The sequence below is a fragment of the Microcoleus sp. Pol11C3 genome (genome assembly GCF_036701485.1).
In the GTDB taxonomy this organism is placed as follows: Bacteria; Cyanobacteriota; Cyanobacteriia; order Cyanobacteriales; family Microcoleaceae; genus Microcoleus.
Window position 1 is genome coordinate 1 of sequence record NZ_JAUBQW010000138.1, and the last position, 15,939, is coordinate 15,939.

At 45.5% G+C, this 15,939-nt stretch carries 16 protein-coding genes; 8 read left to right on the top strand and 8 right to left on the bottom strand.

Features of this window, described 5'->3' with window-relative positions:
- Nucleotides 1-27 precede the first annotated feature (27 nt).
- The 3 genes from QUA40_RS23385 to groES form a co-directional block, all read right to left on the bottom strand.
- A complete protein-coding gene (locus QUA40_RS23385) occupies nucleotides 28-810 on the bottom strand; it encodes an ATP-binding protein (protein WP_333130299.1) in 783 nt (260 codons plus the stop codon).
- A 122-nt stretch (nucleotides 811-932) separates the two neighbouring features.
- Nucleotides 933-2,573 carry a chaperonin GroEL gene (groL, locus tag QUA40_RS23390; RefSeq protein ID WP_333130301.1) on the bottom strand — a complete coding sequence of 547 codons (1,641 nt, stop codon included), beginning with the start codon at nucleotides 2,571-2,573 and terminating at the stop codon, nucleotides 933-935.
- 152 nt (nucleotides 2,574-2,725) lie between these two features.
- A complete protein-coding gene (gene groES, locus QUA40_RS23395; RefSeq protein ID WP_332945088.1) occupies nucleotides 2,726-3,037 on the bottom strand; it encodes a co-chaperone GroES in 312 nt (103 codons plus the stop codon).
- Nucleotides 3,038-3,295: 258 nt separating this feature from the next.
- Between groES and QUA40_RS23400 the strand changes: the two genes are divergently transcribed.
- The 7 genes from QUA40_RS23400 to QUA40_RS23430 all read left to right on the top strand — a co-directional run bounded on the left by QUA40_RS23400 (nucleotide 3,296) and on the right by QUA40_RS23430 (nucleotide 9,561).
- Complete coding sequence (locus QUA40_RS23400) at nucleotides 3,296-3,721, top strand: ferredoxin (RefSeq protein ID WP_333130323.1); 426 nt, start codon at nucleotides 3,296-3,298, stop codon at nucleotides 3,719-3,721.
- A gap of 651 nt (nucleotides 3,722-4,372) precedes the next feature.
- Nucleotides 4,373-5,023, top strand: coding sequence for a response regulator transcription factor (locus tag QUA40_RS23405; protein WP_333038438.1), 651 nt, complete (start codon nucleotides 4,373-4,375; stop codon nucleotides 5,021-5,023).
- Nucleotides 5,024-5,342: 319 nt separating this feature from the next.
- Nucleotides 5,343-5,864, top strand: coding sequence for a LabA-like NYN domain-containing protein (locus QUA40_RS23410; protein ID WP_006633075.1), 522 nt, complete (start codon nucleotides 5,343-5,345; stop codon nucleotides 5,862-5,864).
- 299 nt (nucleotides 5,865-6,163) lie between these two features.
- Complete coding sequence (locus QUA40_RS23415; protein ID WP_333130304.1) at nucleotides 6,164-7,804, top strand: 2-isopropylmalate synthase; 1,641 nt, start codon at nucleotides 6,164-6,166, stop codon at nucleotides 7,802-7,804.
- A gap of 143 nt (nucleotides 7,805-7,947) precedes the next feature.
- Nucleotides 7,948-8,748, top strand: a complete 801-nt coding sequence (locus QUA40_RS23420) for a class I SAM-dependent methyltransferase (protein ID WP_333130307.1) — start codon at nucleotides 7,948-7,950, stop codon at nucleotides 8,746-8,748.
- 46 nt (nucleotides 8,749-8,794) lie between these two features.
- Nucleotides 8,795-9,100, top strand: a complete 306-nt coding sequence (locus QUA40_RS23425) for an antitoxin family protein (protein WP_333130309.1) — start codon at nucleotides 8,795-8,797, stop codon at nucleotides 9,098-9,100.
- Entirely contained in the window at nucleotides 9,094-9,561 is a 468-nt protein-coding gene (locus tag QUA40_RS23430; RefSeq protein ID WP_333130311.1) for a type II toxin-antitoxin system VapC family toxin, read from the top strand. Before QUA40_RS23425 ends, QUA40_RS23430 begins: the two co-directional genes overlap by 7 nt.
- Before the next feature lie 89 nt (nucleotides 9,562-9,650).
- Here the strand turns inward: QUA40_RS23430 and hisC are convergent, their stop codons facing one another.
- From hisC to QUA40_RS23450, 4 genes are all read right to left on the bottom strand, one after another.
- Nucleotides 9,651-10,697 (bottom strand): histidinol-phosphate transaminase, encoded by a 1,047-nt coding sequence (hisC, locus tag QUA40_RS23435; RefSeq protein ID WP_333130313.1) that lies wholly within the window; start codon nucleotides 10,695-10,697, stop codon nucleotides 9,651-9,653.
- Between the two features lie 42 nt (nucleotides 10,698-10,739).
- Entirely contained in the window at nucleotides 10,740-11,453 is a 714-nt protein-coding gene (locus tag QUA40_RS23440; protein WP_333130315.1) for a glycerophosphodiester phosphodiesterase family protein, read from the bottom strand.
- The gene (locus QUA40_RS23445) at nucleotides 11,450-12,304 is read right to left on the bottom strand and encodes an alpha/beta hydrolase (RefSeq protein WP_333130316.1); all 855 of its coding nucleotides are present in this window, start codon (nucleotides 12,302-12,304) and stop codon (nucleotides 11,450-11,452) included. The genes QUA40_RS23440 and QUA40_RS23445 overlap by 4 nt, the downstream gene beginning before the upstream one ends.
- Nucleotides 12,305-12,481: 177 nt before the next feature.
- Entirely contained in the window at nucleotides 12,482-13,783 is a 1,302-nt protein-coding gene (locus QUA40_RS23450) for an esterase-like activity of phytase family protein (protein WP_333130318.1), read from the bottom strand.
- A gap of 21 nt (nucleotides 13,784-13,804) precedes the next feature.
- Between QUA40_RS23450 and QUA40_RS23455 the strand changes: the two genes are divergently transcribed.
- On the top strand, nucleotides 13,805-15,139 hold the full coding sequence (locus QUA40_RS23455; protein WP_333130320.1) for a tetratricopeptide repeat protein: 1,335 nt from the start codon (nucleotides 13,805-13,807) through the stop codon (nucleotides 15,137-15,139).
- Between the two features lie 70 nt (nucleotides 15,140-15,209).
- Here the strand turns inward: QUA40_RS23455 and QUA40_RS23460 are convergent, their stop codons facing one another.
- Entirely contained in the window at nucleotides 15,210-15,731 is a 522-nt protein-coding gene (locus QUA40_RS23460) for a GNAT family N-acetyltransferase (protein WP_333130322.1), read from the bottom strand.
- Between the last annotated feature and the right edge of the window lie 208 nt (nucleotides 15,732-15,939).

Genomic DNA, 15,939 nt, shown 5'->3' on the forward strand with positions numbered 1-15,939 from the left:
AATGCAGTTCACGCTTCTGTTGACGCTCTACCTATTATCCTCTCTGGATAGCACTTTTACACAACCGGGATGCTCCCCAAGAGATTTAGTCAGGTTTGTAGCTGCTACAATCAGACCAGAGGTGGGTTCATATTCATCCAAAATTTGAAGAAATGTATTTACCACTCGCTTAATTTCTCCTACTTCCTGATGGTCTTCTCTTGATTTAGCAATAGAGTCGCATTCATCAAGAAACAACAAACATGGATTTTTAGATGCTTCTTCAAAAACCAGCCTCAAATTACTCGCCGTTTCGCCTAAAAAAGATGATACCATTGCATCAAATCGAACTTTGAGAAGTGGTAAACCTGTATTCCAAGCTAAACGCTCTGCTCCGAGTGTCTTACCACAGCCGGGGAAACCGTACAGAAGAATTTTTTGTCTGTAGCGGAGTCCGTGATGAGCAAGCCTATCTCTTGCTGCATACTCGCGCTCAATTCGCTGGAAACGTTTTTCAATAACTTCAGGAAGCACCATGTGATGCCGCAGTTTTTCCCTTCCTATGACAGTCACTAAAGGAAGGTTTAATCGCTTACTTGTCGGCAGTTCGCTTAAAGCTTGTCGGCTATTTGGTACTGGCGAAGCTGCTTTGCTGTTAGAGGTCGATTTCTCTTTCTGGCTCTTTTTGGTAATATTCTCTAATTGGTCGGCTAGTAGCGTGTGTCCCTTCTGGCGTTCTTCCTCAATGACTAGGTGTGTGAGTTTGTCGATCGCCTCTGTGTCGGCACTGGCGATCGCCCTAAATAATCTTTTAAGAACTTCTGCTTTCATAGCGCCTCTCACTATACTAGAGAGTACACCACTATGATACTTGATTTATTAATCAACCTCTTAATTAAAATAAAGTAGGTGAGGGCCCTTGCGCCCCCACCTACTTTAAAGACGACGATTAATTAGTAATCGAAGTCGCCACCGCCCATGCCGCCGCCAGCGCCAGCAGCAGCGCCATCCTTCGGTTCAGGCTTGTCAACGACGATGCACTCGGTTGTCAGCACCATACCAGCAATGGATGCTGCATTTTGCAGAGCAGAACGAGTCACCTTCGCAGGGTCAACGATACCAGCTTCAAACATATCGACAAACTCATTTGTCGCTGCGTTGAAACCGACGTTGAACGGCTTTTCTTTGACGCGCTCAGCAATTACAGCGCCATTCAAACCAGCATTTTCAGCAATCCGCTTCAGAGGAGCAGCCAGAGCCCGTGCCACAATCAAAGCACCGGTCAATTCTTCGCCCTTCAAAGTGCTATTCGCCCACTCTTCCAATTGAGGAGTCAGGTGAGCCAAAGTTGTACCGCCGCCAGGAACAATTCCTTCTTCTACAGCAGCTTTGGTAGCGTTGATCGCATCTTCAAGACGCAGTTTGCGATCCTTCATTTCTGTTTCGGTAGCCGCGCCGACTTTGATGACTGCGACGCCGCCAGCCAATTTGGCCAAACGTTCTTGCAGCTTCTCTTTGTCGTAGGAAGACTCAGTTTCGTCCATTTGACGGCGAATTTGTTCGCAGCGGGACTTGACTGCGGCTTCGTTACCTTCGGCAACAATTGTGGTGCTGTCTTTGGTGATGGTGATGCGGCGGGCTTTGCCGATCATGTCGAGCTTGGTATTTTCCAGTTTCAAACCGGCGTCTTCGGTGATTAGTTGACCGCCGGTCAATACGGCGATATCTTCTAACATGGCTTTGCGTCGATCGCCAAAACCAGGTGCTTTAACAGCAGTCACGTTCAACACACCGCGCAGTTTGTTGACAACGAGGGTAGCTAGAGCTTCTTTCTCAATGTCTTCTGCAATGATCAACAGCGGGCGGCCGGAACGAGCTACTTGTTCGAGCACGGGTACTAAATCTTGTACCAGAGCAATTTTCTTGTCTGTCAGCAAGATGAAAGGTTCTTCGAGAATCGCTTCCATCCGTTCGGTGTCGGTGACGAAGTAGGGAGAAATGTAGCCTTTGTCGAAGCGCATCCCTTCGGTGATTTCCAATTCGGTGGTCATAGACTTCCCTTCTTCCAAGGAAATCACGCCTTCTTTGCCCACCTTGTCCATTGCGTTGGCAATCATTTGGCCGACTTCATCGTCGTTACCAGCAGAGATGGAGCCGACTTGAGCGATGGCTTTGGAATCTTCTACTTGTTTGGCGTGTTCGGCAATTTTTTCTACCAAAAACGTGGTTGCTTTGTCAACACCGCGCTTGAGGGCGATCGCATTTGCGCCGGCTGCTACGTTCCGCAGACCTTCTTTGACCATTGCGTGAGCCAAAACGGTAGCAGTGGTGGTACCGTCGCCTGCTGCGTCGTTGGTTTTGGAAGCAGCTTGACGAATTAGAGCAACGCCTGTATTTTCTACATGGTCTTCTAGTTCGATTTCTTTGGCGATGGTAACGCCGTCATTGACGATTTGAGGAGCTCCGAATTTCTTTTCGAGAACCACGTTACGGCCTTTGGGGCCGAGGGTTACGGCCACTGCTTCGGCCAAAATGTCCATACCGCGTTCGAGGGCGCGACGTGCATTTTCGTTGTAGATAATACGCTTAGCCATAGTTTTTGGGGATGTGAGGGTTTGAGATTTTGGATTGGGGATGATGGATTTTAGTCATTTGTCCCGTGTCATTAGTTGTTGGGCGGCGTTCGCTTTAAACTAATGACTGATGACTAAGGACTAAGGACTAAGGACTGATGACTAATGATTAATTAGTTAACGATCGCCAGAATGTCTTTTTCTGCAAGCAAGACGTATTCGTCTGTGCCGAGTTTGATGTCGGTGCCGGCGTACTTCGAGTAGAGAACTTTGTCGCCGACTTTGACTTCCATTTCAATGCGAGTGCCGTCGTCGTTGCGCTTGCCGGGGCCCACGGCCGCGACTTCGCCTACTTGGGGCTTTTCCTTAGCTGTGTCGGGCAGAAGGATGCCGCCGGCGGTTTTTTCTTCGCTAGCGCTTACTTTCACGAACACGCGCTCGCCTAACGGTTTAACGGTAGAAACACTCAGTGATACTGCTGCCATAAATAAATCTCCAGATTACAGATCCTAGTCAGTCAGCGGTCAGGGGTCGCTATGAAAGCAACAGCCGACTGCTTACAACTGACATATTAGCACTCTCGACTCCTGAGTGCTAATTTAGCTCTAGAAAGGGGCGATCGCAACTTAGTTGTCAGTACGGGTTCCCGAACCGAGCATGAGTTGGAGGCAAAAAGAGGCGAGAGTGGGGGCTGTGGTGATGAATTTCGACCGCTAACCAATTACTTGAGATTGATGAAGACAATGACAGAAAATAACGAGGAATCTTGCAGCCAAGGCTTGAGCGCTTGCGTCCAAAGCCTGGGAATCGCTCAAATCGAGCGGCATATTTTTATCTGTGCCGACCAAACCGTGCCCAAGTGCTGCGATCGGCAAACCAGTCTGGAGGCGTGGAATTACTTAAAAAAACGCTTGCAAGAATTGGGGATCGACAAGCCAAGTCCCACTCGACCAACCTGCATCTTTCGCACGAAAGCCAATTGCCTGCGAGTGTGCGCGTCTGGCCCGATTATGGTAGTCTATCCAGACGGAGTGTGGTATCGCGACGTTACTCCACCCGTCATTGAGAGAATTATTCAGGAACATCTCCTAAACTCAAAGGTAGTTCAAGAATACGCTTTCTTGACTCATCCTTTACCTGTGCCTGCTGAGGCGGAGCCAAACATTTAAGTGTAGCGCTGTTTAAATTACAGGGTTATAGGTAAAGTGTTAAATTTAAGGTTAAGGGTGAGAATTTGAGACAGTTTGGCTTCCGGGCGATCGCACCTGCTACAGCTCAATAAAACTGTAGTTAGGTTCTTGTCTTCCTGGTACGGCTGCCCGTGTTCCTTGTGTTTCTCAAAAGGTACAGTAAAAAAAATCGATCGGAAGAACTGTGAAATTTTGTGCAAAATTTTCTCAGTGGCAGACACTATGCAGGTTGCCAAACTACACTAGAAACAGTTAAATACGTAAGTAGGGAGTCTGCTTAAATTTCTCTATATCAGAAGTATCATTTAAAACCGGGGCATTAACCTGAAATTGAACCGATCGAGATTAAAGATATTTAACTTGGGCTCTGTTAGGGAATCTCCAATCAATCAAGGCTGATCTTGACAGGGCGATCGTCCATTAATGGTTTTGGCTGCGTTCCAGGTCGTAAGACACTCACAAACAGCCGTCAATTATAGGTTGGAAAGCGGTAATACCCGCCCCGCTTTCCCTCACCGCCATCCCTTCAGTCGATCGTCGTCCTCCACTCCCAACCGGGTGGCGGGGGACTGACCGAAAAAACAGAAGTGAAAACAAGGAAGTGTGCGGGATACTTTAGCGGGAATAAACATGACAAAGGACAATAATTCAGGAGAACAAAAACGGCTGATGCTGGTTGACGACGACCCCAACTTGATCTTGCTGGTCAAGGACTACTTGGAGTTTCGGGGTTACAACGTCATTACAGCAGAAAACGGCAGAGACGCTCTGGAAAAACTAGAACAAGAAGTTCCCGACTTGATTATCTGCGATGTGATGATGCCGGAAATGGACGGCTACACTTTAGTCAAACACATCAGAGAAGACCCTCGCACTAGCTGGATTCCGGTTCTTTTCTTGTCCGCAAAAGGTCAAAGTTCAGACCGAGTAAAAGGCTTGAGCACTGGGGCTGACGTTTATATAGTCAAGCCTTTTGAACCAGAAGAACTGGTAGCCCAAGTGGAATCTTCTCTGAAAGCAGCATCCCGCTTGATTCGCCACTCAAATCCCGGTATGGAGAGTGGCCCTAAAATTAAGGCGCGCCGCAATGTCGAATTGACTCCCACTGAGTTAAAGGTGGTACAGTTGCTAGCGCAGGGTATGGCAAACCGCCAGATCGCAGACGTGATGAATGTCAGCCAGCGGACTATCGAAAGCCACGTCAGCAATATGCTGGGCAAAACAGGTCTGCACAACCGGACAGAGTTAGCTCGCTGGGCTCTTGAAAGCAAAAAGGCTTGAGCGGAGGTAGTCTGCGCTATGAAATCAGGGAGCAAAATCTACTGCTATGCGCTTCGGTATGCCTGCTTGGCGGTAGTTTGAAGGCGCCATTAACCTTGACACGGCAGCCGGTATTGAGTTACTAGGCGTATAGTTTGTGAGGGCCCCTCGCTCAAATGCAAGCAGGGTTAAAAGAACCCTCTGGCGGTAGAGCCGAAAATATGAAATACTGGGGAGATGGAGTTTTCTGAAGTCTAATCTATTGCCTCAGTTAGCTCCATGTTGCTAAAATGTGATATTTAGATTAACTTCTTTCTACAATTATTAGGTCTAAGTTTCTATGACAAACTTAATGAACCGCCTTTCTATTTTTGTGGACGGGAACAATATGTTCTACGCTCAACAAAAGAACGGTTGGTTTTTTGATCCTCGCAGGGTGCTCGAATATTTCAAAACTTCGCAGCCGAATGTCATCTTGATCAATGCTTTCTGGTATACGGGTCTGAAAGACCCCCAAGATCAAAGGGGATTTCGAGATGCTCTGATCAGTCTAGGTTACACGGTTCGCACTAAAATTCTTAAGGAATATTACGACGATGCTTCGGGCAGATATTCTCAAAAGGCTAATTTAGACATAGAGATTGTGGTTGATATGTTTAATACCGTGGATCAATACGACCAAGTTGTGCTGTTTAGCGGGGATGGAGATTTTGAGCGCGCGATCGAGCTGCTCCGCTCGAAAAATACTCATATTACTGTGGTATCAACCGAAGGAATGATTGCTAGAGAGTTACGAAATGCTACAGATAGGTATATAGACCTAAATGAAATTAGGGAACATATCGAAAAGATGGATTATTAGTCAGTAGTTATTAGTCATTAGTCATTAGTTATTAGTCATTAGTCATCAGTCAGTAGTCATTAGTTATGGTTATGGGTTATTAATTATTCGTTATGGGCGCGAAACACGGGACTGATGCCCCGCCCAAAAACGCATACTTGCTTTCCGACAGGAGTCACCAATAGCCCAAAATTTTAGACTAAGGTTCAAGTTCTCAGATTCATCTGTGGAGTAAATCTAAAATCTAAAATCGACTGACTGGGGACTAATTGCCCAGAACAGCGGACGAGAAAAAATCAGGAAAACACTTTTTTAGAGCTATGAAAACTCAACCAAGTCAAGACCGGATTATTATTTTCGATACGACTTTGCGGGACGGAGAACAATCTCCGGGTGCATCTCTGAATGGGGATGAAAAGCTGACGATCGCTCGCCAGTTAGCGAGATTGGGCGTGGATGTGATTGAAGCGGGTTTCCCTTTCACCAGCACGGGAGATTTCGAGGCAGTCCAAAAAATAGCCCGATCGGTGGGCACGGAAGAGGGCCCGACAATTTGCGGTTTAGCACGGGCGAGAAAGGAGGATATTAAAACAGCAGCAGAGGCTCTGAAACCAGCAGCAAATGCGCGAATTCATACGTTTCTGGCTACGTCTGATATTCACTTAGAGTATAAGCTGAAAAAGACGCGGGCTGAAGTTCTGGAAATTGTGCCGGAAATGGTGGCTTACGCTAAGTCTTTTGTGGATGATGTGGAGTTTTCCCCGGAAGATGCTTGTCGATCGGAACCGGAGTTTTTGTATCAGGTTCTAGAACGGGCGATCGCAGCCGGTGCGACTACTGTTAATATTCCCGATACTGTCGGCTACACAACTCCGAGCGAGTTTGGGGCTTTGATTCGGGGAATTAAGGAAAATGTGCCGAATATCGATCGCACAATTATTTCGGTTCACGGTCACAATGACTTAGGATTGGCTGTTGCTAACTTTTTGGAAGCTGTGAAAAATGGTGCCAGACAGTTAGAATGCACGATTAACGGCATTGGCGAACGGGCGGGAAATGCGGCTCTGGAAGAGTTGGTTATGGCGCTTTACGTGCGGCGCCAATATTATAATCCTTTCTTGGGCAGGCCTGCGGAATCTGAGGAACCGCTGACTAATATTGACTCGCGCCAAATTTACAAAACATCGCGCTTGGTTTCCAATTTGACGGGGATGTTGGTGCAGCCAAATAAGGCGATTGTCGGGGCAAACGCTTTCGCTCACGAGTCGGGAATTCACCAAGACGGGGTGCTGAAAAATAAGCGGACATACGAGATTATGGACGCTGAGTCGATCGGCTTAACTGAAAATCAAATCGTGCTCGGTAAATTGTCGGGGCGCCACGCATTTCACACTCGCTTGAAAGAGTTGGGTTTTGAAATGGCCGACGATGAGCTAAATAAGGCTTTTGTCAAGTTCAAAGATTTGGCAGACAAGAAAAAAGAGATTACTGATTGGGATTTAGAGGCGATCGCCAATAACGAAGCCCACCAAGCACCGGAACTGTTCCGGTTAGAATTGGTGCAGGTTTCCTGCGGCGACAAATCTCGGCCGACAGCAACTGTCACTGTGCGGAATCCGGCGGGCGAAGAATTGACCGATGCTGCGATCGGCACCGGGCCTGTGGATGCAATTTACAGGGCAATTAACCGGGTGGTAAACGTACCGAACGAGTTGATCGAGTTTTCTGTACAATCGGTAACAGCGGGCATAGATGCGATCGGCGAGGTAACAATTCGCTTGCGCCACGAAGGCAAAGTATTTTCCGGTCACTCAGCAAATACCGACATTATCGTAGCGTCCGCAGAAGCATACATCAGCGCTTTAAATCGCCTGTATCAGGCATTGCAGCATAGTGCTGAAAAATCCTCCCAACAGCCCACTCAGCTCAGAAATGAAGTTGTTGCAGAAGCACAGCGCTGATAAATTTCTTGTCAGCCATTTTTCTTGAAACAAACCGCAGACGAACCCAGATCGAAGCAGATAAATCTCAATTAATCTGCCTTTATCCGGGTTTATCTGCGGTTTAAAATTACTTTTTTTTACTCATAACTAACTCTTAAAAAATGCAAGACGAAACTTTAAAAAAAGAGCGGCAATTCCACGATGCTTGGGCATCCACAATCGATATTGACGGCATTCAAGTCAATGATTACTTTGAAGCTTGTACCGCCCCAGAAAATAGATTTATTCTAAAACAAATGGGCGATATTACAGGCAAACGCCTGTTAGATTTAGGCTGCGGCGCCGGAGAAAATAGCGTTTATTTTGCTAAAAAAGGTGCGAATTGTGTGGCTGCGGACTATTCTCAGGGCATGGTAGAAGTGGCTCTGAAATTGGCCGATAAAAACGGCGTCAAAATAGAGGGCTGCACTGTAAATGCAATGGCTATGGATTTCCCGGACAACAGTTTTGATATTGTTTACGCTTCTAATTTGCTGCACCACTTGCCGGAACCAGAAAAGGCAATTCGCGAAATGCACCGCGTCCTGAAGCCTGGGGGTAAAGCTTGTTTTTGGGACCCGATGAAGCACAATCCGGTGATTAATGTTTACCGCAAAATGGCGACTGAGGTGCGAACTGAGGATGAAACTCCTTTGGATATTAATATTGTGAATTGTGTCAAGTCTTTGTTTTCAGAGACGGCTTATGATACGTTTTGGCTGACGGCGCTGTGGATTTTTTTGCGTTTTTATTTGGTCGAAAAAGTGCATCCGAATGAGGAGCGTTATTGGAAAAAGATTATCATTGAACAAGAGAGACTGAAACCGGAATACTCTCGGTTAGAAGGGTTGGATGGGTTTTTGAAGAAGTTGCCTTTGATGAAGCGCTTGGCTTGGAATTTGGCTGTGGTGGCAACGAAGTAATTAAAAGAAGTACAATAATTCAAAGCATTTAATTAAGAGGCTAATTATGCCAGAAACTATTACTGCTATCTACGAAAACGGGGTTTTTCGTCCCTTGAGTCCTTTGTCATTGAATGATGGGGAAACTGTGCAAATCACAATTGTAGCGGAAGTTTCGCCGGAAGAACTCAAGGGCGATCGCGAAAAAGCGATTAAGTTGATGGATGTACGGGGATTGGTGCGTTTGCCAACAAAACAGTTTAAGCTAGATGCAGCCGCCGAACAAAAGCGGCGCGAACTGTTTGAAAAACTCAAGGGAAGAGTGGGAAAACCTCTTTCTGAAATCGTTATTGAGGATCGCGGCCCGTGGTAAATGCCTATTTCTTAGACACCAGCGCTTTGGTTAAACGGTATGTGCCTGAATTGGGAAGTAATTGGATTCAATCAATTACTTTTCCTGCAGAAGGTAACTTTCTCGCGATTTCTCAGATTACTTGGGTGGAGGTATGCAGCGCTTTTTCACGCCGTCAACGAGAGGGTAGTCTATCTATCGATGAGGTTGACCAACTTATGGGAGATTTTCGCACGGATTTTGACAACCAGTATGAAGTTCTTGAAGTCGATCGCACTTTGATAGAAACAGCGGGCGCACTGGTGATGCAAAAACCGCTGCGGGCTTATGATGCTGTGCAATTGGCGGCTGCTTTGCGCGTTCAATCTGTTTTAACATCAATGCCAGAAACTCAACTAATTTTTGTTTCTGCGGACAGCCGATTGCTGAATATTGCTCATTCCGAAGGGTTAGCGATCGACAATCCTAATAATTATCCGTAATCAAGCTGTTTGTAGTGATGAATGCAAGTCTTCATACAAATCAGACGACTAAAGTTATCACTAGAAACTAATTTTAGTGTGATCGTTAGTTATAGGATTTCTTTCAAAGTTTTAACCAATATTTGATTTTGTTCCTCCGTACCTACACTAATCCGCAATTTGTCTTCTAATCGTGGCTGATTGAAGTATCGAATTAATATTCCGCGTACTTTCAGTGTTTGATAAATTCTTTCTGCATCGCCGTTTGGTGGCTTAACTAACAAAAAGTTGGTTTGTGAGGGCCAAACTTCAAAGCCTAATTCCTGGAAACTAAGGGCTAGTTTTGCTCGCGAAGCCTTAATCTTTTCGGCGTTGGCTGTTTTGTAGTCTTGATCTGCGATCGCACCCGCCGCCACCGCATAAGCTACAGCATCCACATTGTAGCTGTCTTTAACTTTATTTAATTCAGCCAGCAGCGCCGGATTGGCTATGGCAAAACCCAGCCTCATTCCTGCCAGGGAATAACCTTTGGAAAGCGTTCTCAAAACTATAACATTACTGTATTTTTGTGTCAATTCCAAAGCATTATTTTCTGCGAAATCTACATAAGCTTCATCGATAACAAGAATGCCCGATAACTCTTTAGCCAGTTTCTCCAAATCGGCAACAGAGATGGCTGTTCCCGATGGACTGTTGGGCGACGCTACAAAAGTTACTGCCCCTCTGGCTGCTATTAACAAATCGACTGGTAAGTCGTAGTCGTCGGGATAAGGAACTTCCACAAATTCTGCATCTTGAATTTCTGCCAAAGTGCGGTACAATACATAGGTAGGTGCAGGACAAACAATCTGTTTCCCAGATTCGCCCACAGCGCGAACTATCAAATTTAATAAATCGTCACTGCCGTTACCTACAACAATCCAATCTTCAGCAACTCCCAAAACTTGACTAGCAGCGATGCGGAAACTTTTCCCAGTTGGTTCTGGATAGCGCCGCAGCATTTCTCCGTTTATTTCCTGAAGCACCTTTAAGGCTTTGGGAGAAGGCGGATAGGGATTTTCATTAGAATTTAGTTTAATAATTTTTGTGCCTAGCGGTGGCTGTTCCCCCGGCACATAGCCAGACATTTCGTGGATGCTTTTGCGAAAGTAATTCATCTATTATCTGCGTTTATCTGCGTTCATCGGCGGTTAAAAAGATCATATCAAACAATTAGTGACTATCCGCGTTATACCCAAATCAAGTAACTTTTGCATATCCGCTCGATCGTCCACCGTCCAGGCCACAATGTCAACTCCCTGACTCCGGCTTTCTTGAATTAGTGCGGGGTTTTCCAGCAACACGCGGTACTGGCTGCTAATCAAATTATCCCGATGCGCCACAGCTTGAGCAAATTGAGTTTTGTATGCTTCTAGATTAGCAACAATGTGTCCGATCGCCAAATCGCCCGATAGCCGCCGCACTTGTTCCAGAAATCCATCGTTAAAGGAAGTAATAACGCATTTGTGTTGGAGCTCTGCGCCCTTCAGAGTATTGATAAAATCAGCGACATCTGAATCAGACCACTCGCAGTGAGGTTTGACATCAAAGTAAAGAAATTTGCCAACATTTTTGAGTATGGTTAATGCGGCTTTTAAGGTAGGAATTTTTTCTTGTGAAAATTCATCGCTAAACCATTTTCCCGCATTAAATGTCTGCAATTGAGACAGAGTTTTTTCCCTAACTTTGCCCGAAACTCCCGTGATTCTATCTAATGTTGCGTCGTGAAAAATCACTGGTACGTTGTCGGCGGATAGCTGGATGTCAAATTCGATCGAATGAGCTCCACGGGCGATCGCCAGTTCAAAAGCTGCTAAAGTATTCTCCGGGGCGATCGCCGAAAATCCCCGATGTGCAATAATTTCTACATTCACTGTCTTGTACCCTCTAAAAACTCTGCCACAGTTTGATTAAAAGTTTCCGGTTCAGTCAAAAAAGACCAGTGATTTCCCGGTACTTTTGCAACGGTAAGATTTTTCAAGTATGTCTGATACGGCTGCATTTGCCAAGCCATGCGATTTACGCCTTTTTCCGGCTGTACAAACAAAGTCTGGATATCAATATTTTCAGTTAAACCGGCAACTTTCATCACTTCTGCAAATATCTGATTTCTGGCTGCAATCGTAAATTTACTGCCCCAACTTCCGTCGGATTTTTGTTCGATTTGGTGTTGGAATACCATTTGCTGCACCTCACTCCAATCTGCGTATTCTCCCGATTGTTTTGCTGCTGCTTCTGCTTGGGATAAAGTCGCAAACGGGCCCACACATTTGAGACAGTCTAATTTTCGGTAAACAATTGGCAGGGTGAGTTTCATCACAGCGGGCATTTTGGTGATGAAAATGGGGTCTACTAAAATCATACTGCAAAAGCGATCGGGATTTTGCCTCGCCCAAATCGCTGCTAGTTTGCCCGTCCAAGAATGTCCTAAAATGTGGGCATCAGGCCAGTTGAGATGTGCCATCAAAGCTTCTAAATCTGCGATCGCACTTTCAAAAGTATAGCCTGTTTTTGGTTTGCTACTCTCTCCGTGACCGCGCATATCTGGCGCTACAATATGATAGCGGTTTGACAAGTAATTGCCGAAGCTAGTCCAGACAGACGCACTATCTGCTAAACCGTGCAGCAGCAGCAAACGCGGAACTTTTTCTTTCCCTGTTTCTGCCTGCCATTCTAGGTAGGAAAGTTCCATGTCTGGTAAGTGCAAAATTTTACGAGTTGGCATAATTAGGGTATTTTATATTTGAATTAATTTGATTTAACTTTTTTATGAACAGGCAAGATGCCTGTTCCACAAAGAGTGAATTTTATTGTACGGTTTTCCTCAACAGACTTTCGGGCCTGTTTCACAAAGAATAAATCTTCTTGTGGGTGGGGTGGGCTTCTAGCCCGCCCTTATGACCTAAACTTTGCCCTTCAAGCTAAATAAAAGAAACTGAGTTTTCTGCGCTTCATCAAAATTGTCGTCACTGACTAAAACTACACTTTTGCTGCCATCTGGCAACTGCGGTCCGAGGGTCATTCCCTCTAAATTGTACAGCGGAATTCCGAGTTCGCTTAAGTCTAGCAGCAACTTTTTCTTAACAGGTTCGACCGCCACTCGCCCTTTAAAACTCTGAATTCTCGAAGTATCTGTAGCAGCCCCAACTGCTAATTGATAAATCCTAGCGCTGTATCCCGACAGCCCAAAAGAACGTTCTAAACTCAGAATCTGACCGCCACCGATTGTTACTAATTCTGTTAAACCGTTCAAAATAGTCATGGGAACTTGGTCTAGCGTGTAAAGATTTTCCGAGACTAATTGCGGCGTTTTATCGACGATTATATAATGTAAAAGACGGAGTTTGCTTGCCTGTTCCGGGTCTGAATCTTGCATTAACGGCGCTTCCGTAGCTGCGAACAAACGAAACGGATCTAGACCGCCCGGACTAAAAGTTTCTGGGTCGATGGTTAAAGATTCAAAACCTAAATTTTCCACCACTCCTTGCTGCTGTTTTTCATCGCTGGCATCGGGAATATAGCGCTTTGGAATCGGCAATTTTCCCCGCATTTTCCCTGTTTTGAGGTCGAATTCTCCGAGAAAAGGAGGGATGCCAGCATGAGTGACGCCTTCGCTGGCGACAAATACTGAGTTGCGGGGAGAAAGGGCGATGCCTTCGGGATTGATGGAACCCCAAGAGAAGGTTTCACCGTCTGTTTTTTTGAGGGAGGTAACGCCTTCAACGGTAACTTTTTTCAGGCGAATATTTGCTGGGTCACTTGATGTGAGGTCGAGTCGGAGACTGTAAAATCTGGCTTCTCCGTTTTCGCTGGGGTCGTCGGAAAGAGCGTAAAAGCGATAAGCTTTGGAAGGGACGGCGCTAATACCTTTGGGGTCGTAGGTAATTCCTGACAAACCGCCGACTGGCGATCCTTCAAAATTGGTTTTTGGCAATTCGTACTCGCCCAAAAATTCTAGGGACATTTCTGGAAAAGAGCGGTCTCTAGCAACTGCGGGAGGGGGGGCGCAAGCTGTGCAAACGGTTAAAAGTATTAGGGCTAGACTTAATAAGCGTAAAATGCGTTGGCGCAGCCCGCCCCTACGGGGGCTACGCCAACGAAGAGGATAGCCCAGCGTCTTTAAATCAATATAATTGCTCAGTGCGGTGACATTTATTTTGTTGCTCTTGTTGAACAGTTTGCTTTTGTGCCATCTTTGTGACATAATTTATACCGTTTTGTAGATATGCAAAACTTGATGTTTCTAGAAGAGATGCCGAATCGCGGCAACCAAATTTTGAGAATGAGAAGTTCTGTGCCAATTGGGTGCTTGCTTTTCTTGTGGCTGTGTGCTGGTTCTATTGCTAGCGCCCAAACTAATCCACCAGGCCTCGATCAATTTTCTCCTAATCCTCTAGAAATTACCACACCCGATCCCCTAGCTCCCGCTAACGAATCTTTGAGCAGCACTCAGCGGGACGAACTGACAGCGGCTTTGGAAGAGTTAAACTTAGAAGCAGCGGCTAAACTGCAAGCTGGAGATGGGGCTGGTGCTTTTGAAATTTGGTTCCGAGAATTGCGACTGCGGAGGTATCTCGGGCCTGCGGCGGAAATTGCTGCTTTGAGTCGGGTGGGAAGTGTTGCTTGGAGTAACAGTAAAAACCTGGAACTACAGCTTATTACCAAACGGTTGCAAGCAATTCAAAAACAAGTCAAATCCCAAGTACCACTTAATACTGAGTTGCTCCCCGCCTTCGCTGCTGCTTTTCAGCAGGTGCGCGCTAAAGGCCCGACTGTAGAAGTTTACCAAGAAATTCTCGAAAAGGCGCGCCAAAAGCAAGATATATTGGCTGAAGGTCAAATTTTGAAGGCGATCGCGCTAATTCACGTCAATTGGTTGAGTTACGATAAAGCTGCTCCGGTTTATGAGGAATTGGCAACTTTAATTCAGGAAAACCGCGCTTTATTTGCTGCTAATTCTGCTGTGCAAAATTCTGCTGTAGTTGCGGGAAACGGCGCGCCACCGCAGCCTGTAACTCCTCCAACTGAGGTAGATACTCTGAGACAGTTGGCCTACGTTTACCAGCAGTCGAAACAACCGCTAAAGGCGATCGCAGCCAGGGAAAAACTAGCCTCGGTGTATCTTAACTTACAAAACCCGAGTGCTATACCACCGATCAAAATTGCGATCGCCAGCGATTATCAAACCATAGGCCAAATCAATTTAGCAGCTCAATACTATCAGGAAGCATACAATTTAGCCGTTCCCATTCAACAGTATGGCCAAGCTAGCGAAGCTTTGGATAAATTAGCATGGCTTTACCGAGCGCAAAAGCAGTGGGAGCAGACTTTGCGGATTTATCAAATGCAGTTGCTGTTAGAAGAGCGGGCTTACAATTTCTACGGATTGATGAACGCTTACGACAATATCGGCCAAGTTTATCAAGAGATGAAGGCTTACGCTAAAGCTTTGGAATCCTATCAACAAGGGTTAGAAGTGGCTAAAAAGTTGGGACACAGACAAGAGTATTTTGCTAAGAAAATTCAAAAAGTTAACAAGCAATTGCAAAGGACTTCGTAGGTGTCAGCCCACAATAATGCCCATTTGCGATGTGAGTAATTTAAATGGAGTAAGGTGCGCCTAGCGCACCCTACGAAGATACTTTGGACTGGTAAGTTTCTCGCGAGATAGAATAATATACTACATCAGTTTCGTAATAATGAGCATTTTTTTCATATTTCATGCCCACTTTCTGTATCACCCGCTGCGAGGCGATATTTTCTGGGCGTGCGATCGCAACTATTCTGTCTAACTTTAATATTTCAAATCCATAATTTAGACTAGCCAAAGATGCTTCTGTCGCCAATCCTTGATTCCAATAAACTTTGTCGAGTACATAGCCTAGCTCAACTTCCGGTGTCTGATCCAGAAAACCCAGTCCGCAGCGACCAATCATTTTACGGTCTATTTTATGTACTACAGCCCACATTCCAAAGTTGTTTTCTTCCCAACGTTTGAGCATGGTATGAATGGCGAGTTCTGTTGCTTCTCTACTTCTAACTCCTGTGAGGTATTTCATGATTTCCGGATCGCTATAGATGCGGTACAGCTCATCTAAGTCGTGTGGCGTAAATTGTCTCAGATACAATCGGGCTGTCTTTATTTCTTGCATGATGAATAAAATTTATACCACTAGATTATGATACCAGTTTTGATAAGTCTTGGTACAAAAATAGTGGTTGGATTTCCTTCCTCAAATCCACTCAACTACTTTTGAATGGTAGATTTTTCGCGAGATTGAATAATATAGTCATTTCAAATAAATGTGAGACAGAGGCAAGATCATGATAAAATCGATAAAAATAGTTAATTAGAAAAAA